The 18,437-nt window shown below is 74.5% G+C and carries 21 protein-coding genes; 10 read left to right on the plus strand and 11 right to left on the minus strand.

Annotated features, from left to right (window positions below):
* Positions 1-73: 73 nt before the first annotated feature.
* The 7 genes from Voc01_RS49500 to Voc01_RS49530 all read right to left on the minus strand — a co-directional run bounded on the left by Voc01_RS49500 (position 74) and on the right by Voc01_RS49530 (position 7,771).
* Complete coding sequence (locus Voc01_RS49500; protein WP_203934771.1) at positions 74-2,491, minus strand: ABC transporter permease; 2,418 nt, start codon at positions 2,489-2,491, stop codon at positions 74-76.
* An 87-nt stretch (positions 2,492-2,578) separates the two neighbouring features.
* Complete coding sequence (locus tag Voc01_RS49505; protein ID WP_203934772.1) at positions 2,579-3,238, minus strand: response regulator; 660 nt, start codon at positions 3,236-3,238, stop codon at positions 2,579-2,581.
* Positions 3,235-4,356, minus strand: a complete 1,122-nt coding sequence (locus Voc01_RS49510) for a sensor histidine kinase (RefSeq protein WP_203934773.1) — start codon at positions 4,354-4,356, stop codon at positions 3,235-3,237. Before Voc01_RS49510 ends, Voc01_RS49505 begins: the two co-directional genes overlap by 4 nt.
* A 7-nt stretch (positions 4,357-4,363) precedes the next feature.
* Positions 4,364-5,140 (minus strand): class I SAM-dependent methyltransferase, encoded by a 777-nt coding sequence (locus Voc01_RS49515; protein WP_203934774.1) that lies wholly within the window; start codon positions 5,138-5,140, stop codon positions 4,364-4,366.
* Positions 5,137-5,547: a tRNA (N6-threonylcarbamoyladenosine(37)-N6)-methyltransferase TrmO gene (tsaA, locus tag Voc01_RS49520; RefSeq protein ID WP_203934775.1), complete on the minus strand. Its 411-nt coding sequence runs from the start codon at positions 5,545-5,547 to the stop codon at positions 5,137-5,139. The genes Voc01_RS49515 and tsaA overlap by 4 nt, the downstream gene beginning before the upstream one ends.
* Entirely contained in the window at positions 5,544-6,479 is a 936-nt protein-coding gene (locus Voc01_RS49525; RefSeq protein ID WP_203934776.1) for a cytochrome d ubiquinol oxidase subunit II, read from the minus strand. Before Voc01_RS49525 ends, tsaA begins: the two co-directional genes overlap by 4 nt.
* A complete protein-coding gene (locus Voc01_RS49530; RefSeq protein WP_203934777.1) occupies positions 6,476-7,771 on the minus strand; it encodes a cytochrome ubiquinol oxidase subunit I in 1,296 nt (431 codons plus the stop codon). The genes Voc01_RS49525 and Voc01_RS49530 overlap by 4 nt, the downstream gene beginning before the upstream one ends.
* A 50-nt stretch (positions 7,772-7,821) precedes the next feature.
* On the opposite strand from Voc01_RS49530, the gene Voc01_RS49535 reads away from it, so the two are divergent.
* Positions 7,822-8,169: a BlaI/MecI/CopY family transcriptional regulator gene (locus Voc01_RS49535; RefSeq protein WP_203934778.1), complete on the plus strand. Its 348-nt coding sequence runs from the start codon at positions 7,822-7,824 to the stop codon at positions 8,167-8,169.
* Complete coding sequence (locus Voc01_RS49540; protein WP_203934779.1) at positions 8,166-8,888, plus strand: M56 family metallopeptidase; 723 nt, start codon at positions 8,166-8,168, stop codon at positions 8,886-8,888. Before Voc01_RS49535 ends, Voc01_RS49540 begins: the two co-directional genes overlap by 4 nt.
* Positions 8,889-8,943: 55 nt before the next feature.
* Here the strand turns inward: Voc01_RS49540 and Voc01_RS49545 are convergent, their stop codons facing one another.
* Entirely contained in the window at positions 8,944-9,660 is a 717-nt protein-coding gene (locus Voc01_RS49545) for a hypothetical protein (protein WP_203934780.1), read from the minus strand.
* 154 nt (positions 9,661-9,814) lie between these two features.
* Between Voc01_RS49545 and Voc01_RS49550 the strand changes: the two genes are divergently transcribed.
* The 5 genes from Voc01_RS49550 to Voc01_RS49570 all read left to right on the plus strand — a co-directional run bounded on the left by Voc01_RS49550 (position 9,815) and on the right by Voc01_RS49570 (position 15,405).
* Positions 9,815-11,749: a sensor histidine kinase gene (locus Voc01_RS49550; protein WP_203934781.1), complete on the plus strand. Its 1,935-nt coding sequence runs from the start codon at positions 9,815-9,817 to the stop codon at positions 11,747-11,749.
* Complete coding sequence (locus tag Voc01_RS49555) at positions 11,746-12,387, plus strand: response regulator transcription factor (protein WP_203934782.1); 642 nt, start codon at positions 11,746-11,748, stop codon at positions 12,385-12,387. The genes Voc01_RS49550 and Voc01_RS49555 overlap by 4 nt, the downstream gene beginning before the upstream one ends.
* A gap of 72 nt (positions 12,388-12,459) precedes the next feature.
* A complete protein-coding gene (locus tag Voc01_RS49560; RefSeq protein WP_203934783.1) occupies positions 12,460-12,996 on the plus strand; it encodes an RNA polymerase sigma factor in 537 nt (178 codons plus the stop codon).
* Positions 12,993-13,859: a hypothetical protein gene (locus tag Voc01_RS49565; RefSeq protein ID WP_203934784.1), complete on the plus strand. Its 867-nt coding sequence runs from the start codon at positions 12,993-12,995 to the stop codon at positions 13,857-13,859. The genes Voc01_RS49560 and Voc01_RS49565 overlap by 4 nt, the downstream gene beginning before the upstream one ends.
* A gap of 148 nt (positions 13,860-14,007) precedes the next feature.
* Entirely contained in the window at positions 14,008-15,405 is a 1,398-nt protein-coding gene (locus Voc01_RS49570) for an aldehyde dehydrogenase family protein (protein ID WP_203934785.1), read from the plus strand.
* On the opposite strand, the gene Voc01_RS49575 is transcribed toward Voc01_RS49570, so the two are convergent.
* Together Voc01_RS49575 and Voc01_RS49580 are read right to left on the minus strand one after the other, a co-directional pair.
* A complete protein-coding gene (locus Voc01_RS49575; protein WP_203934786.1) occupies positions 15,385-16,188 on the minus strand; it encodes a phosphotransferase in 804 nt (267 codons plus the stop codon). The genes Voc01_RS49570 and Voc01_RS49575 overlap by 21 nt on opposite strands.
* 57 nt (positions 16,189-16,245) lie before the next feature.
* Positions 16,246-16,515 (minus strand): hypothetical protein, encoded by a 270-nt coding sequence (locus tag Voc01_RS49580; RefSeq protein ID WP_203934787.1) that lies wholly within the window; start codon positions 16,513-16,515, stop codon positions 16,246-16,248.
* A gap of 27 nt (positions 16,516-16,542) precedes the next feature.
* Between Voc01_RS49580 and Voc01_RS49585 the strand changes: the two genes are divergently transcribed.
* Complete coding sequence (locus Voc01_RS49585; RefSeq protein WP_203934788.1) at positions 16,543-16,941, plus strand: hypothetical protein; 399 nt, start codon at positions 16,543-16,545, stop codon at positions 16,939-16,941.
* Here Voc01_RS49585 and Voc01_RS53820 read toward each other — a convergent pair.
* Positions 16,914-17,378 carry a CGNR zinc finger domain-containing protein gene (locus Voc01_RS53820; protein WP_239161058.1) on the minus strand — a complete coding sequence of 155 codons (465 nt, stop codon included), beginning with the start codon at positions 17,376-17,378 and terminating at the stop codon, positions 16,914-16,916. The two genes, Voc01_RS49585 and Voc01_RS53820, sit on opposite strands and share 28 nt — an antisense overlap.
* A 52-nt stretch (positions 17,379-17,430) precedes the next feature.
* Between Voc01_RS53820 and Voc01_RS49595 the strand changes: the two genes are divergently transcribed.
* Positions 17,431-18,102: an AzlC family ABC transporter permease gene (locus Voc01_RS49595; RefSeq protein ID WP_239161059.1), complete on the plus strand. Its 672-nt coding sequence runs from the start codon at positions 17,431-17,433 to the stop codon at positions 18,100-18,102.
* Entirely contained in the window at positions 18,099-18,410 is a 312-nt protein-coding gene (locus Voc01_RS49600) for an AzlD domain-containing protein (RefSeq protein WP_203934789.1), read from the plus strand. The genes Voc01_RS49595 and Voc01_RS49600 overlap by 4 nt, the downstream gene beginning before the upstream one ends.
* Positions 18,411-18,437 lie beyond the last annotated feature (27 nt).

An 18,437-nucleotide genomic window follows, 5' to 3' on the forward strand; every position in this document is an offset into this window, starting at 1 on the left:
GGGCCTTGCCGGATCGCCGCCTGGACTCCGCCTCGGCTCGACCCCCTGATGAAACACGTCCTAGCCGGGTGGTCTAGCCGGTCAGCGACGGGACGATCTGGCGCTTCATCGCCCGCCTCGCCGGGAGCACCGAGGCCAGCAGCGCGGCCACCGTCGCGCCGGCCAGGGTCAGGGCCAGCTGGGTCCAGGGCAGCACCAGGTGGAACGTCGCCGTGCCGGCGTTCGACGCGCTCAGCGCGGTCATCGCGCTCGCGATCACGCCGATCCCCAGGCCCACCCCCAGCACCGCGCCGGTCAGGGCGATCAGCATGGCCTCCACCGCCAGGAGCCAGCGGAGCTGCCGGGTGGTGAGGCCCAGGGCCCTGAGCAGGGCGTGCTCCCGCGTGCGTTCGATCACCGAGAGCGTCAGCGTGTTCGCCACGCCGATCAGCGAGATGACCACGGCCAGCGCCAGCAGGGCGGTCACCAGTCCCAGCGCGCGGTTGATCTGCCGGCTCTGCGCGGCCTTGAACGCGGCGTGGTCCTGGAGGTCGATCGCGGGGTAGTCGGCCAGGATCGCGTCGAGGGTGCGGCGGGCGGTCGTCGCGGAGACGCCCGCGGCGGGCTCCACCTCGGCCTGATCGGCCCGGACGCCGGGGTGCAGCGCGGTGAAGTCGGGTTCGGTGACGAACACCTCAGCGCGTCCCGGCGTCTGCGGCAGCACCGCGACGACGCGCAACTCGCGGCCGCCCACGGTGACCGTGCCGCCCGGCCGCGTGCCCCGGAGGTTGCGCACCACCGCGCTACCCGGCGCCAACGCGCGGATGTCGCCGCTCGCGAGCTGCTGGGCCCGCGCGAGCAGCGCCGGGTCGGCCGTGGTGATGTCGGCGTCCAGCGCCTCGTCGAACGCGAAGTAGTGCAGCGCTACCGTGCCCAGGTCGGGTTCCGCCCGCAGCCGCTCGACCAGCTGCGGCGGCACCTGCCCGCCGTACGTCGACAGCACGAAGGCGGCGCCGAAGCGGGCGTCGACGGCCCGGCCGGCACCCTCGCGGACGCTGCTGGCGCCCACCGCGAACGCCGACACCAGACCGATCCCGATCACCAGGGCCATCGCGGTCGACGCCACGCGCCGCGGGTTGCGGCCGGCGTCGGCGACGGCGAGGCCGACCAGCCGCAGCACCCGGGCGAGCGGCCAGCCCGCCGCCCGGATCATCGCCGGCACGAGGACCGGGCCGAACATCACCAGGCCGAGGAACGTCAACGCGCCGCCGGCGACCACGACGACCAGCTCGCCGCGCAGCGTCAGGATCCCGATGCCGCCGGCCAGCACCAGCGCACCCACGAGCAGGCGGCCGCGGCGGGCACCCCGGCCCGTGTGCAGCGCGGCGTCCGACAGCGCCTGCACCGGTGGCACCCGCGACGCCCGCCACGCCGGCAGCAGCGCGGCACCGACGGTCACGACCGTGCCGGTGAGCACCGGCACCAGCGCCGACAGCACCGAGAACCGCGGCGCGACCGACGGGCCGCCGGCGAAGGTGCCGTGCAGCGCACCGATGCCGGCCGCGATCCCGTAACCGAGCAGCAGCCCGGCAACCGATGCCAGCAGCCCCACCGCCGTCGACTCGAGCAGCACGTTCGCGAACACCTGGCGGCGCGACGCGCCGAGCATGCGCAGCATCGCGCTCTCGCGGCTGCGCTGGGTGAGCACGATCGTGAACGTGTTGGCGATGACGAACGCCGCGACGAGCACCGACACCAGCGCGAACGCCAGCAGGCCGGCCCGGAACTGGCTCACGTCGCCCAGGGCGCGGTCGAGGTTCGCCTCGACGAGCTGCGCCCGGGTGCGGACGGTGCCGTCGGTCACCGCGCGGACCCGGGCGGCGAGGTCGGTGTCGGAGACGCCGGGCCGCGCGGCCACCACGATGCGGTCGCGCCCGGACTCGTCGGTGAGCGCACGCGCGTCGGCGAGCGTCAACCCGACCACGGCCGTACCGATGTCGATGCTGGACCCCGAGACCTCGACGACGCCGACCACCCGGAACGGCGTCGCGGCCGTCCGGCCGCCGACCCGCACCGTGCCGCCGGTGCGGATGTCGTGCTCCCGCGCGGTCTCGGCGTCGAGCACCGCCTCGCCGGGCGCGTCGGGCAGCCGTCCGCCGACGAGGTCGTAGGAGCGCAGCGCGGGGTCGCGGGGAACGGTCACGGCGAGGTGCGTACCGGAGATCTTTTTCCCGTCCGGGCGGGCGAGGCCGACCCCGGTGACCGTGCGCAGCGCCTCGGCCGTCAGCACCCCGTCGACGCCGCGGACCCGGTCGACCCGGGCGTCGTCGGCGGGGACGCCCGAGACGTCGACGGACACACCGCGGTCGAGGCTCCCCACGCGGGAGCTGAGGCTGCCGGTCAGTCCGTCGGAGAACAGCAGCGTCCCGGCGACGAACGCGACGCCGAGGACGACCGCCGCCGCGGACAGCAGGAGCCGGGACAGGTTCTGGCGCAGGGTTACCTTCCACACGCCTCCTGACGCTAGGAATCCGCCGGGACGGAAGCGTCAGCCCCGATGCTGGACCCGCGCGTCAGCCTCAGGTCGTACAGGTCGGTCTCAGGGCGTACCGCCGGGCTTCACGAGGCCCGACTCGTAGGCCAGCACGACGGCCTGCACGCGGTCACGCAGACCGAGCTTCGCGAGGATGCGGCCGACGTGCGTCTTCACCGTCGCCTCTGTGACCACCAGCCGCGCGGCGATCTCGGCGTTCGACAGCCCTTGCGCGACGTGCAGCAGCACCTCGTGCTCGCGTTCGGTCAGCCCGTCCAGCGACGCGGTCGGCGCCGAGAGGAGGGCTCCGGAGAACCTGTCCAGGAGGCGTCGCGTGATGCGCGGCGCGACCACCGCGTCGCCGGTCGCGATGACGTGGATCGCCGCGACCAGCTCCTCCGGCGGCACGTTCTTCAGCAGGAACCCGCTGGCGCCGGCCTGCAGCGCGGCGAACGCGTCGGCCTCGGTGTCGAACGTCGTGAGGACCAGCACCCGCGGGGTCGGCCCGGCCGCGCAGATCTCGCGGGTGGCGGCCACGCCGTCGAGCACCGGCATGCGGACGTCCATCACGACGACGTCGGCCTCGACCGTGCGCAGCAGGCGCAGTGCCTCCGCGCCGTCACCGGCCTCGCCGACGACCGTGATGCCGCCGGAGAACTCGAGCACCATCCGGAACCCGGCCCGCACCAGGGCCTGGTCGTCGACGAGCACCACGCGAACCGTCATGACTCCACCGGGATCGAGGCGGTGACCCGCCAGCCGCCGGCCGGATCGGGTCCGGCCGTGATGCTGCCACCGTAGAGGGCCACCCGTTCACGCATGCCGATCAGCCCGTGCCCGGCGTCGCCCTGGCTTCCCGAGGAGCCCGCACCGTCGTCCAGGAAATCGACCTCGACCCCGGCCGGCGTGTACGCGAGCCGGAGCGTGGCCGACGCACCCGCTCCGGCGTGTTTGAGCGCGTTCGTCACCGACTCCTGCACGATGCGGAACGCGGCCAGCTCCACCCCGGCGGGCAGTGCGGCCGGGTCGCCGGAGATGTCCGCGCGGACGTCGAGGCCCGCGGCCCGCGCGCGGTCGAGCGTCGTGGTGACGCTCGTGCGTGCGTCTTCGGTGCCGTCGTTGGACCTGAGGACCGTGACCAGGTGACGCATCTCCACCAGCGCGCCGCGGCCGGTGTCGGCGACCGTGCGCAGCGCCTCCCGGGCCCGCTCCGGCGCCTTGTCGAGGGCGAGGGTGGCCCCGTCGGCGTGGACGATCATCACCGACAGCGAGTGGGCGACCATGTCGTGCAGCTCGCGGGCGATCCGGGCCCGCTCCTCGGCGACCGCGATCCGGGCCAGGTGGTCCCGTTCCCGTTCGGCGGTGGCGGCGCGGTCCTCCAGGCTGTCGACCCACAGCCGGCGCGTGCGCATCGACCAGGCCAGCAGCCACACCACGACCACCGACAGCATGAGGACCAGCGCCAGGTACCAGCGCTCGTTCATCTTCCACGGCACCAGCAGCGGCCCGACCAGGCACACGACGCCGGCGGCGACCCCCGCGAGCGGGGGGTCGGCGTACTTGACCACGCTGTACATCGCGACCAGCACCGCGATGTCGTGCGGCAGCAGGGTGAAGTCCGGGGCCGGCAGCAGCAGCTGGGCCCCGGCCAGCGCCGCGACCACGACGAACACGGTCACCGGCCGGCTCCGCCGCCAGACGAGCGCGCCGGCCATCACCGCCGCGTGCGCCACGACCGCCGGGTGCCACGTGACGAGCGGAAGCGCCGAGAGCAGCACCGCCACGGCGGTGGTGAGGTCGAACAGCAGCGACTGTCGGCGCTGGTCATGCTCGGGCAACGGCACGCCTGAATTATGTGCGGCCGCGGACGGCCCAGGCACGGGCGGTCAACCTGACCGACCCGTCGGGTTCCACCGGGAGGCTCCGCAGGAGGGTGTCGCGGAGCGCGGCCTGACGGTCGGGCGGCAGCGACGCCAGGTAGCCGGGAGCGGCGCCCTGGCCGCCGAGGAACGGCTGCCAGTAGTCGTCGACGTCACGGAAGACGGTCGGTATCCCGATCCCGCGTACCTCGACGTCGGAGAGGCCGGCGCCGGTCCACAGGTCGCGGAGCGGGTCGGGGTTGCAGATCGGGAAGCGGGTGCCCTCGTCGAGGTCGGCGCCGGCGGGGTCGACGGCCGCGGCGGCGTCCCAGAAGAGGCGCATCATCTCCATGCCCTCGGCGTAGTCCCACACGTAGGCGGCCACGGTGCCGCCGGGCACCGTGACGCGGACGAACTCGGCCGCCGCGCGGGCCGGGTCGGTGACGAAGTTGAGGGCCAGCCCGCTGACCACGACGTCGAACCGGTCGTCGGGGAACGGCAGGTCCCGCGCGTCGCCGACGACGAACGTGGCCCCGTCGACGCGGGCGCTGCGCAGGAAGCCCTCCGACGGGTCGACCCCCACGAGCTCCGCGGGCCGCGCCGCGCCGTGGACGGCGGCGGTGAGCGCGCCGGTGCCGCAGCCGGCGTCGAGCCAGCGCAGCCCCGGCGGCTGCCCGAGCCAGTCGAGGAACCCGGCCGCGACGCGGCGGCTCCACCGTCCCACGTACCGCTCGTACGGCTCGCCGGACGCCCACACGTCGTGCGTCACCGCTCACCCACCTCCCCGAGCACCGGCTTGACGTCGAGCACCGGCGTGCCGTCGACCGCTTCCAGGTCGCGGACCCGCACGCGCAGGCCGTCGCGGGCGACGATCGTCACGCGGTGCAGGCCGATCGGGTTGGGGCGGTGCGGGGACCGGGTGCTGAACACCCCCGTGAGCGGGCGGCTCCCGTCGCCGCGCGGGTGCACGGCGAGCACGTCGCGGCGGGCCCGGTCGAGCCAGGTGAGCACCATCACGTCGTCGCCCACGCCCAGCGAGACGAGCGCGTCGGCCACCGACGGGTCGAACACGATCGTCGTCTCGGGCGCGCCCTCGTCACCCTGCTTCGGTGCGGTCGCGGGATCGGTCAGCGGCGACTCGACCCGTCCGACCGCCCGTACCTCGAAATCGGTCATTCCCGCATCATGGCGGGCCGGCTGAAGATGCGGAACAGCAACGCGACCGCCGGCAGCGTGACGGCGAAGCCGACGACCAGCACGCCGAGCGTCACCGGGAGGGTCTGCGCCGGCGCGGCCGCCTCGGTGAGCGTCAGGTCCGGCGGGACGAGCACCGGGTACTGCGCCAGTCCCCAGCCCGCCACGACCGTGGCGACGGCGGACGCGGCGAACACCCGCGCGGTCCGGTAGCGGTGCCGCAGCAACGCGACGATGGTCCCGACACCCGCGACCACCGAGACCGCGACCGCGACGCCCAGCGACGCGACGAGCCCCGGTGCGTCGTGGTCGAGCACCGGGAGCGCCACGACGGCCAGGACCCCGGTGGCGACCGCGCTGCCGAGCGCCCGGCGCCGGAAGTCGACGGCGAGGTCGGGCTCGCCCCGCGTCACCGCCTCGCGGCACAGGAACACCGCGGCGAGGTAGGCGCAGCAGGCTACGGCGAGGGCCGCGGCGGCGACCGGGAACCAGCCGCCGACCCGGCCGACGGCGAGGCTGCCGGCGCAGTACCCGAGGCTCGCCGGTGCGAGCACCGACGCGATCGCGAACACGCGGCCCCACGGGCTCTTCGGGTCGTCGCCGTACTGGCGGAACACGAACGCCGCGCCACGCATCACGATGCCGAGAAGGGCAACAGCCAACGGGACCGTGAGCATGCGGGACAGTTGCCCGAACGCCACCGGGAACCCGCTGAACAGTCCAATGAGGACGAACACCAGCCAGACGTGGTTGGCCTCCCACACCGGCCCCATCGTGCTCGCGATGAGCTCGCGCTGCTTCCTGTTGCGCGCGAACAGGTCCCAGACCCCGCCGCCGAAGTCGGCGCCGCCGAGCACCGTGTACGCCACCACGCCCGCGCCGATGACGACGAGCACGCCGTCGGCCGCGGTCATGCGGGCACCTTCTCGGTGACCTTCTCGATGGGCGCCTTCGCCAGCCGGCGCAGGATCGTGGTCAGGGACACCGCGAGAACCGCGTACACCACCAGGGTCCCGTAGAAGTACCAGTACAGGCCCGGCTGGTCGGAGACCGCGTCGGCGGTGCGCAGTCTCATGTGGACGATCCACGGCTGCCGGCCGACCTCGGTGACGATCCAGCCGGCGATCAGCGCCACCACCGACGCGGGTCCGCTGACCGCGATCGCCCGGAGGAACCACCGGTCGTCGAAGAAGTCACCCTTGCGGCGCCAGCGCCACAGCGCCCACGCCGCGAGGGCGAGCAGCCCGAGGCCGATGCCGACCATGAGGTCGAACGAGTAGTGCGTGATGCCCACCGGTGGCCGGTCCTCCGGTGGTACCACGTCGAGCCCGGTCACCACCGCGTCGGTGCGGCCGTGCAGCAGCCACGACAGCACCCCGCGCAATTCGACGGGGCCGATGGCCAACGGTGCGTTGGTTCGGGAACTTTCCAGAGCCTCGAAGGCCGCGAGCTTCACCGGTTGCTGGTCGGCGACGGCGCGCACGGCCCAGTCACCGACGACGACCTGCACCGGCGCGACCACCGCGCCCAGCACCAGCCCGACGGCGAGCCCGCGCCGGTGGTACGCGTCGTGCCGCTTCGCGGGGTCGCGCAGCATCGCGACGGCGTACACCGCGGCGACGCCGAAACCGGTGCACAGCAACGCGGCCAGGAGCATGTGCACCACCTGGTGCGGCGCGGCCGGCGCGATCAGCGGCGCGATCGGCTCGGCCGAGACCACCACCCCGTTCTCCTCCACGAACCCGACGGGGGTGTTCATCCACGCGTTGGCGGTGGTGACGAACAGCGCCGACGCCATGCCCGACAGGGCCACCGGCACGCCGGTCCACCAGTGTGCCCGCGGCGACAGACGGTCCCAGCCGTACAGGTACAGACCGAGGAACACCGCCTCGAGGAAGAACGCGAACGCCTCGAGCGTGAACGCCAGCCCGAACACGCCGCCGTAGCGCTCCATGAACGTCGGCCACAGGAGGCCGAACTCGAAGGACAGCACGGTTCCGCTCACGGCGCCGACCGCGAACAGCACCGCGAACGCCTTGCACCAGCGGCGGGCCATCACGTACCAGACGCGGTCGCCGGTGCGGATCCAGCGGGACTCCAGGAACAGCAGCAGCCAGGGCAGGCCCATCCCGAAGACCGCGAAGACGATGTGGAACCCGAGCGAGAACGCCATCTGCTCGCGGGCCGCGGTGAGGTTGTCGAGCATGATCACCTTCTACGTCTCGTAGAACTTCTACATGTCGTAGAATACATGGCGTGCCACGACTGGGAGACCTCGAACGGGCCATCATGAATGTGCTCTGGGCCGCACCTGAGCCGTTGCCGGCCAAGGCGATCGGCGACGCGGTCGGCGCCGACCACGCGGTCACCACCGTGCTCACGGTGCTGTCGCGGCTGGAGAAGAAGGGCGTCGTGGTGCGGGAACGGGAGGGCCGCGCGCACACCTACCGCGCCGCCGCCTCCCGCGAGGACCACGTGGCCGACCTCATGCGCGAGGCCCTCGGCACCGCCTCCGACACCGACGCCGCGCTGGCCCGGTTCGTCAGCGCCGCCAGCCCCGCCGAGGCGGCCGCGCTGCGCCGGGCCCTGGAGAACCTGTCGTGATCGCGCTCGGGTTGTTCCTCACGGCGCTCGCCCTGGCCGGCCCGGTGCCGCGCCTGCTCGCGCGCAGCCGCACCGCGCTGCGTCACCCGGTACCGGCGCTGCTGGCCTGGCAGGCGATCGGCGCGTGCACCGGGCTCGCCGCGATCGGTACGGCGCTCGCGGTGGGCACCGGCGACGGCACGCCGGCGCTCGTGGGACTGGTCGTCGCCGCGCTCCTCGCCGGCTACCTGCTCGCGGTGTCCGCGTGGGTCACCGTCCGCACGCTGGCGCGGCGTCGCAGTCACCGCGACCTTCTCGATCTCGTCGGGACCCCGTTGCCGGCGCTGCCGGGTGGCCGGCTCCTGGTCTCCGGGACCCCCGTGGCGTACTGCCTTCCTGGCCGCCGGCCCCGGCTCGTGCTCACCTCGGCCGTGCTGGCCCGGCTGCGGCCCGAGGCGCTCGACGCGGTGGTGGCGCACGAGCGGGCCCACCTGTCGCAGCGTCACCACCTGGTGCTGCTGCCGTTCGCGGCCTGGCACGCGGCGCTGCCGTTCCTGCCGGCCGCCCGCACCGCCCGGGCCGCGGTCGGCCTGCTGGTCGAGGCCCTGGCCGACGACACCGCCCGCGCCCGGGTCGGCGCGGCCCCGCTCGCCGACGCCCTGCACACGGTCGCACTGGCGCAGGCACCGGGCGAGCTGTCGGAGACCGACGTCCCCCTCCGCCTGGCCCGGCTGACCTGACGCCCGGACGGGTGGCGGCGGTGGGCCCGCGCCCACCGCCGCCACCCGGCCCCGGTCAGCGGGTGACCGGCGGCAGGTCCCAGTCGTCGTCCGGGGTGCGGACGAGGGTGTAGGCGCAGGCGGCGAAGCCCGCCGCGGTGAGCAGCCAGGCGAAGCCGTCGAGCGGCTGCACCCCGAGGATGACGAACGCCACGAAGTGCAGGGGCTGCGAGACGATCAACGCGACGCTCGCCCACCGCGGGATGATCCGCCACAGGAGCGCTCCCAGCAGGATCATGCCGACAATGTGGCCGACGATGAACGCACCGAGACCGAAGGCGTTGGCCGGGTGCGCCATGACGTCGTCGATGTAACCGGTGAGCCCTGCACCGTACTCGGGCCGGGCCGCGACCAGCGCCATCATGTCCGCGGCGAACAACGGGCCGGCGCCGAGGTAGGCGACCAGGTTCACGCCGGCCGTCACCACCGCGAGCACCGGCCGGCGGCGCCGGGCGAGCCGTACGGCCGCGAGGATCGCCGGAACCATCGTCAGCGACATGACGACGCCGAGCCAGGCGACGACCTCCTGCGCGGTCGTGTTCGCGGCGATCAGCTCCAGCGACTCGGTGGTGTCCGACGCGGAGAACGACGGGAAGATCGTCCGCAGCACGGCCACCGAGAGCGGCGCGACGGGTAGGAGGACGGCCGCGAGCAACCGACGGGTGCGTCGGGCGTCGCGGGGGGTGGACGGGCGGGTCGCGGGTTCGATCGGCGTTGCGGTCTGCGCGGTCACTGGGCACCTCCGGGTATTCGGTTCGACCCGCTTACCGTCGGCGATGGCCGTACCCGGCCACATCGGCACGGTGTCCCCACCGGCGGGGAACTGCCCGGCCCCACCGGGAAGGTTTCCCTATCCGGCCGGGTGCCCGCTGCCCGACGATGACCTGGTGAGATGGGCGTACCCGCTGTTCGCGTTGACGATGGCCCTGTCGGCGGTCGCCGTCGGTGGTGCCGTCGCGGTGGATCTGAGCTGGGCGGACGCGGTCGACAGCTACCTGGTGACCAATGCCGCGATGGGAACCGCGTTCGCGTTGTGCGGCGTGGTGGTGGCCCGGCACCGGCCCGGGAACCCGATCGGGTGGTTGTTCCTCTGCTTCGGGATCGCCCACCTGTCCACCGCGGCGTCGGTACCGGTGATCGCGTACGGCGACGCGCACGACTGGCCGACGGGCGTCCTGCGCGCGCTCATCACCGTGTTCGCTCTCGCGTGGCCGTTTGGCATCGGGTTGTTCCTGCCGCTGGCCGTGCAGCTGTTCCCGACCGGCGCGCCCATGTCGCCCCGGTGGCGGCTGCTGGTGTGGTACACCGTGGTCTCCGGCTCCGCTTTCGTGTTCTGGCTCGGTACGGGACCGAGCGGGGTTCCGCTCGAGGGCGTTCAGCTCACCACGTACGTCGAGTGGACGGACCAGCCGGCCTGGGTGGGGCTTGCCAACGTGCTGGTTCTCACCGACTACATCGCGGTGATCGTCTCGCTGGTCTTCCGGTACGTCCGGGGTGGTGACCTCGTGCGGCGCCAACTGCTGTGGCTGGTGCTCGCGGTGATCGCGATCGTCGTGCTCAACTGGCCGCGGTGGGTCTTCAACGACGAGGGCGGGATCCTGCTGCTGCTCGCGGTGCCGCTGATCCCGCTGGCGGTGACGATCGCGATCGTGCGGCACCAGCTGTTCGACATCCGGCTGGTGGTGTCGCGGACCGTCCTCTACGGGCTCCTCACCCTCGGCGTCGCGGGCGCGTACGCGGTGCTGGTCGCCGCGCTCGACCGGGTGCTGCGCGGCGCCGGTGCCCCGGTGGTCGCCACGGTGCTGATCGCCCTCGCGTTCGACCCGGCCCGGCGCCGCCTGCAGCGGGTCGTCGACCGGGCGTTCTACGGCACCCGCGACCCGGTGCAGGCCGTCGCCGCGGTCGGGCAGCGGCTGGCCGGTGACGATCTCGGCGGCGTGCTCGACGCGGTCCGCGAAGCGCTCCGGCTCCCGTTCGCGGCGCTGCGCGGTACCGACGCCGAACTGGCGGCGAGCGGGCGCCCGCCGGCGGCGCTCCACACGGTGCCGCTGCGGTTCCGCGGTGAGCACGTCGGCGACCTGGTCGTCGGCGTGCGGACCGGCGAACGCCGGCTCGGCGGCACCGACGTCGCGGTGCTCGACCTGCTGGCCACGCCGCTCGCCGTGGCCCTGCACGCGACGCGGCTCTCCGCCGACCTGCAGGAGTCGCGCGAGCGGCTGGTGACCGCGACCGAGGAGGAGCGCCGCCGGCTGCACCGCGAGCTGCACGACAGCCTGGGCCCCGCGCTCACCGGCGCCGCGTTCAAGGCCGACGCGATCGGCAACCTGGCCGCGACCGACCCGGCGCACGCGGGTGCGCTCAGCGCCGAGCTGGGCACCCAGATCCGCGCGGCGATCCAGGACGTGCGGCGCCTGGTGTACGGGCTGCGCCCGCCGGCCCTGGACGAGCTGGGCCTGGTCGGCGCCGTCCGCCGGATGGCCGACGAGCTCGACGGCGACCTGACGTTCGACGTGGAGGGCCGGGACCTGCCGCCGCTGTCGGCGGCGGTGGAGGTGGCCGCCTACCGGATCGCCACGGAGGCGATGACGAACGCCGTCCGGCACTCTCGCGGGCGGCGGGCGGTACTGTCCCTGCATGCCGACGGCCAGGCGCTGCACGTGTCCGTCACCGACGACGGGGCGCCGGAGGCGGCGTGGCGGCCGGGGGTGGGTCTGCGGTCGATCGTCGAGCGGGCCGCCGAGGTCGGCGGCACCGCGGAGGCCGGCCCGACGCCCCAGGGTGGCCGGGTGACCGCGGTGCTGCCGGTCGGGGTGCGCGCATGACGGTGCGGGTCGTGGTCGCCGACGACCACCCGATCGTGCGCGACGGCCTGCGCGCGCTGCTCACGTCTCTGCCGGACATGGAGATGGTGGGCGAGGCCACCACCGGACGCGAGGCCGTGCGGGCCGCGGTGACGCTGCGCCCCGACGTGGTCGTCATGGACCTGCACATGCCCGACCTCGACGGCAACGCCGCCACGGCGGAGATCGGCCGGGTCGCCCCCGACGTCGCGGTCCTCGTGCTGACGATGTCGGACGACGACGACTCGGTGTTCGCGGCGATGCGGGCCGGTGCCCGCGGCTACCTGGTGAAGGGCGCGTCGCAGCAGGAGATCAGCCGGGCGATCAGCGCGGTCGCGGCCGGCGAGGCGATCTTCGGACCGGGGGTCGCCCGCCGGGTCCTGCGGTTCTTCGCCGCACCGCCGAAGGCCGCGGAGCCGGCGTTCCCCGAGCTGAGCCCGCGCGAACGCGAGGTGCTGGACCTGATCGCCGGCGGGCTCACCAACGCCGCGATCGCGGGCCGCCTCGGGCTGTCGACGAAGACCGTGGGCAACCACACGTCGGCGATCTTCGCGAAGCTCCAGGTCGCCGGCCGCGCCGAGGCGATCATCCGGGCCCGCGAGGCGGGGTTGGGCCGCTGATCCGCCACGCGTGAAACGAATCGGCGGTGCCGGCCATGTAGGGGCGACACCCACCGACCGAGGAGACCCGCATTGGCCCGCGCCGCACCCCCGACCGGCGACGCCGCCGCCCGATTCGAGCGGCTGTACCGGCACTGTTACCAGGACCTGCTGGGCTTCGCCCTGCGCCGCACCGACCGGCCGGAGGCCGCCGCCGACGTGGTGGCCGACACGTTCGTGGTCGCCTGGCGGCGGATCGAGCAGATCCCGTCCGACCATCCCCGCGCCTGGCTGTTCGGCGTCGCCCGCAACGTCATGGCCGGGCACGAACGCACCGACCGCCGGCAGGCACGGCTGGCGGCACGCCTCCGGCAGGACCTCAGCGAGATCGACAGCGACGTCGAGCCGGTCGAGGTCGGAGGCTCGATCGGTCCGGCGTTCCGCGCCCTGCCGGAGAGCGACCGGGACCTGCTGCGGCTGGTCGCCTGGGAGGGCCTGACCGCCGAGGAGCTGGCGGTGACCCTCGGCTGCAGCGCCAACGCCGCGCGCATCCGCCTGCACCGGGCCCGGCGCCGCTTCGCCGCCGCGTTGAGCGAGCACTCCGTCGACCAGCCAGGAGTAACGACATGAGCGACACCGAACAGGACCGGCTGATCCGGACGCTGGCACCCGAGCACCGCGTGGCCGCGGCGACCCTGAGCCCGACCGGGCCGGCGGCCACGGCGCTGCTGCAGGACATCATGGCCACCGGCGCCGAGGCGCCCCGGCGTCCGTCGTGGCGACGGTGGCTCGTCGCGGTTCCGGTGGTCGCCACCGCCGCGGCGGCGGCGTTCGTCGTCGCGGGGATGCTGCCCGCGTCGGGACCCACCGCGCCGGTGATCGGACCGGAGCCCGCGCGGGCCGGCGCCCTGCAGATCGACCGGAAGGACGGCTTCCTGGAGATCGTCATCCGGGACCCGGCCGCCGACCCCGCCAGGTACCGGGAGGAACTCGCCCGGCACGGCCTGGACATCGAGCTGAGCCTGGCACCCGCCGCACCGGACCAGATCGGGCGGGTCATCTTCTCCGAGGAGGGCAGCCCCGGCATCGAGTACATCGAGTCGCCCGGCAACTGCACCGCCAACGGCAACTGCTCAGTCGGCGTCCGGGTGCCGCTGAACTACCGCGACCACGCCGCGGTGGTCTTCGGCCGGGCCGCCCGGCCCGGCGAGGACGTCGAGGGCGGTACCCCGGAGCAGAACGCCGACGCCAGCGGGCTCGTCGGCCGGACCGTCGCCGACGCCCGGAAGCAGGCCGCCGCGAAGGGTCAGACGCTGCTGTACCGGCTGCCGCCGAACTCCCGGGAGGCCTCGGCCGACGAGGTCCCCGGCACCTGGATCATCTACGACGCCGCGCCGATCCCCGGCAACCAGATCGTGATCTGGGCCTCCGCGGACGGCAAGCCGCCGCCGTTCCCGGCACGCACGCCGCCGCAGCCGTCACCCACGCGGTAGCGCCGGCTTCTCCTGACGCCGGTCGCGCAGCACCGCCCGCGCGGCCGGCAGCGGGGTCGAGGAACTCCGGCGGGTTGCCGTCGAAGAGCGGCAGCGATCAGTCTGAGCGGGCAGGCACTCGCCCGGACCGTCGCCGAGGAGGTCGTCAATGACCGTGGAAGCCGCCGCGGCGGCCGCCGGACCGTTCGCCGCCCTCGGCCGCGACCGGCGGGCCGACCTGCTCGACGCCCTCGCCGCCGCGCTCGAGGCCGCCCGCGACCGCGTGGTCGCGACCGCCGACCGGGAGACCGCGCTTGGCCCGACCCGGCTGAACGGCGAGCTCACCAGGACCTGCTACCAGCTGAGGCTGTTCGGCGACGTGGTGCGCGACGGCGGGTACCTGGAGGCCGCGATCGACCACGCCGGCGACACCCCGATGGGACCCCGGCCGGACCTGCGCCGCATGCTCGTGCCCCTGGGCCCGGTGGCGGTGTTCGGTGCCAGCAACTTCCCGCTCGCGTTCTCCGTGCCCGGCGGCGACACCGCGTCGGCGCTCGCCGCGGGCTGCCCGGTGGTCGTCAAGGCGCACCCGGCCCACCCGGACACCTCGCGGCTGTGCTTCGACGTGCTGGCCGCGGCCCTGCGGGACGCGGACGCGCCCGACGGGACGCTCGGCATCGTGCACGGCCTCGCCGAAGGCGCCGAGCTCGTGGCCCACCCGGCGATCCGGGCCGTCGGCTTCACCGGTTCGGCCGGCGGCGCCCGCGCCCTGCTCGACATCATCGACCGGCGGCCCGACCCGGTGCCGTTCTTCGGCGAGCTGGGCAGCCTGAACCCGGTGGTGGTGACCCCGGCCGCAGCGGCCGACCGGGCCGATCGCCTCGGCACCGAGCTGGTCGGCTCGATCACCCTCGGCGTGGGCCAGTTCTGCACCAAGCCGGGGCTGGTCTTCGTGCCGGCCGGCCCGGCCGGTGACGCCGTGGTGGCCGCGATGGCGGCGGCGGTGTCCGCGGTCGGGCCGGCGACGATGCTCACCGAGGCGATCGCGGAGTCGTTCGCCGCCGGCGCCGACCGGCTGGCGGCGGTGACCGAGGTCGTGGCCCGCGGCGGCCTCGCCGTGCTCCTGACCGTCGCCGCGGCCGACCTGCCGCCCGAGGCGACCGGGGAGTGCTTCGGCCCGGTCGCGGTGGTCGCCCGCTACACCGGCGGGGCCGACCTGTTCGCCGCGCTCGACGCCCTGCCGTCGTCGTTGACCGCGAGCGTGCTCCGCGGCCCCGACGAGACCGACCTGCCCGCCGAGCTGACCCGCCGCCTGCTGCCGCGGGCCGGCCGCCTCGTGTACGACGGGTACCCCACCGGGGTCGCGGTCTCGTGGGCGCAGCACCACGGCGGTCCGTGGCCCGCGACGAACTCGCAGCACACCTCGGTGGGCACGTCGGCGATCCGCCGCTTCCTGCGGCCGGTCGCCTTCCAGAACGCGCCGGAGGCGCTGCTGCCCGCGGAGCTGCGCGACGGCTACACCGGCATCCCGCGCCGGGTCGACGGTCTACTGCAGGGCGTCCAGTAGCTCGGAGCGGTGGCCGATCATCCACCGCTGGCGGCGGCGGATCGCGTCGCCGACCCCCTCCGACCACATCCGCGCCCAGCCGCCGCCGAGCTGCTCGGCCGACGCCCGCATCCGGAGCCAGGTCCGGTCGGCCTGCGCGATGCCGAGGTCGGGGAGCGCGACGCGTTCCCCGGCGGTCAGCCCGTAGGCGTCGGCGAAGCGGCGCAGCCGGGCGACGCGGTCGACGCCCCTCCAGGTCGGCCACACGTCCTCCGCGGGGCGTAGCGGCACCCAGTGCATCGCGGTGTTGTAGACGTCGAGGAGCCGGGTCGTGGGTCCGGCGAGGTCGAAGTCGATGAGACCGGCGGCGCGGCCGTCGCGCACGACGACGTTCTGCGGCGTGACGTCGAGGTGCGACACCAGTTCCGGCGGCGGGTCCTCGATGGGCGGGTCGAGCACCACCAGCCCGCGCCGCCACAGCGCGCCGGCGGGCGGCACGTATCCGGCCGACGCCGTGTGCAGCCGGCGCAGCAGGGCGCCCACGCTGGCGAGCAGGTCGTCGTCGGCCGCCCACGGCTCGGGCGGGTCGCCGGCGACGTCCCCGTCGAGGTAGGTCAGCACGTCGCGGCCCTTGTCGTCGCGTCCGAGGTAGCGCGGGCTGCCGTCGAAGCCGACGTCGGCCAGGTGACGCAGGTAGCCGGCGACCGCCTCGCTCTGCGGCTGGTGCGGGCGCCGGACGGTGTCACCGACCCGCACCACGCCCTCGGTGACGTCGCCGCGCGGCAGCGGAACCTCGGCGTCCACAGCACCTCCAGGATCAGATAAAAAGTGAGTTTTTTGTGTATATCGCCCGTAACCTCGCTAAAGGCGCATATGGAACGGGGACGGGCTTTCATGGCACGAGCAGGGCTGGCATTCGGGTTCTTGGCGTCGATTCTGGTCGGTGTGGCGCTGACCGGCGCGGCACCGGTCGTCGCCGCAGACCGGCGCCCGGCCCGCGCCGGCGTTCGAACGGCCGCGCCCGTCGACGCCGCCCCGCACGCGTAGCCCGAAGCGCGGCAGCGTCGGTGTCTTCGCCTCGCCCAGCCCCGGCTCGGTGGCCACGCCCGGCGGGCCGACCATCACCAGCATCGGCGAGGGCACCGGATCGCTGACGCGGTGAGCGTCACCGCCACGAACGCGGCGGGCACGTCGGCGCCCAGCGGTACCCGGCAGGTCGCGGTGCCGGCCGCGGCGCCCACGCCCGTGGTGACCGCCCGGCCGGGCTCCGCCGCGCTGGTCGTCTCCTGGGAGTTCCCCGCCGGGTTCTCCGGCCGGCACACGTTCGTGTCGATCGGTCTGGACCCGTCGGGCACGGTGCGGGTGCTGGCGCTGGCGGTGTCGGTCGGTGGCACCGCCGCCGGTGGCGCCCCGGCCGGTGGCGGCGGCCTCGCGATCACCGGGCTGCCGGTGCCGGTGCTGGTGCTGACCGGCCTCGGTCTGCTGGCGGCGGGCGCCGCGAGCCGGGTCGTCGGCTCGGTGCCGGTGCGCTACGGCAGGCGCCGGCGCCGGGCGTAGTGGCGGCGGGCCCGTTCGCGGTTCCCGCAGTCGGCGGAACTGCACCACCGGCGGGTGTGGCTGCGGCTGGTGTCGAGGAAGAACCAGCCGCAGTCGGTGTCGCCGCAGCGGCCGAGCGTGGCGAGCTTCGCGGCGTCGGTGAGCAGGTCCTCGGCCTGCAGGGCGAGCCGGCCGAGGGCGTCGTCGGCATCCGGCGACCACCGCAGCGGCAGGTCGTCGGCCACCGTCGCGCGCCGGCGGGCGTCGAGCGCCGCGGCGTTGATCGCGGCAAGGTCGCTCGTGGACGGGCGTGCGCCCTCGACCACCGAGGTCAGCAGCCGGTGCAGGACCTCCCGCAGGTCTCTGAGCTCGTCGGGACCGGTGAGCCGGTCGACCGTGCGTGACGGGTCGCCGCGCCACGCCACGGTGTTCACCAGCTCGACCGCCGGATGATCCACTGTTCGGCCCTCTCTAACGGCCCTAAGCGCTTATGACTGTTAGCCTAGCGGCATGGACTCGCCGACGGCCCGCTTCCGCGCCGGCCTGCGCATCGGCGCCAGCCTGGCCGCCGCGTCGTTCCTCCTCGCGGTGACGTTCGGTGCCACGGTGCGGGCGCAGGGCTGGGGGGTGGTCGCGCCGGTGGTCTGTTCGATGCTGGTGTTCTCCGGGTCGGCCCAGTTCGCCCTCGCCACCGCCCTCGCCGGCGGGGGCGGTGCGGTGCCGGCGGTCGCGTCGGCCGCGCTGATCAACGGTCGCTTCCTCCCGATGGGCGTCGCGGTGACGTCCGACCTGAAGGGCAACCGCTGGCGGCGTGCGCTCGAGGCCCAGTCGGTGGTCGACGCCTCCTGGGTCGCCGCCCACGTGGGCGGGGGCCGGTTCGACCGGGAGAAGCTCATCGGGGCGACGATCGTCCAGTGGCCGGCGTGGGTGGCCGGAACCCTGGTGGGCGTCCTGATCGCCCCGCCACCGGACCTGACCGCGACGCTGGGCCTCGACGTGGTCTTTCCGGCGTTCTTCCTGTTGCTGCTGATCGACGAGGTGCGCGCCTCCCGCCGCGCCGCCGTGGCGGCCGGGGTAGGTGCGGTCACCGCCGGCGGGCTCCTGTGGCTGGTGCCGGCGGGCCTGGCCCTGGTCGGCTCGACGGTCGGTGCGCTGATCGGCCTGCGGAGGCGTGAGCCGTGACCCTCTGGATCGCGATCCTGGCCGTGGCCGTGATCAGCTTCGCCATCAAGGCCGCCGGCCCCGCCCTCCTGACCGGCCGCGAACTGCCCCCGTGGACGGGAGCGGTGATCGCCCTGCTGGCACCGGCGCTCCTGGCGGCGCTGGTGGTGGTGCACGTGCTCGGCGAGAACTGGTCACACGTCAGCGTGCCGGTCCTGGTGGGCCTGGCCGCGGTGGTCGCCGCGCATCTCCTCCGCGCGCCGATGCTCGTGTCGGTACTGGTCGGAGTGGCGGCGACGGCGGCTCTCCGCGCCCTGACGGGCTGGTAGCAAGTCTGGCCGTTCGGCCGAGGTCGG

The organism is Virgisporangium ochraceum (assembly GCF_016863655.1).
In the GTDB taxonomy this organism is placed as follows: domain Bacteria; phylum Actinomycetota; class Actinomycetes; order Mycobacteriales; family Micromonosporaceae; genus Virgisporangium; species Virgisporangium ochraceum.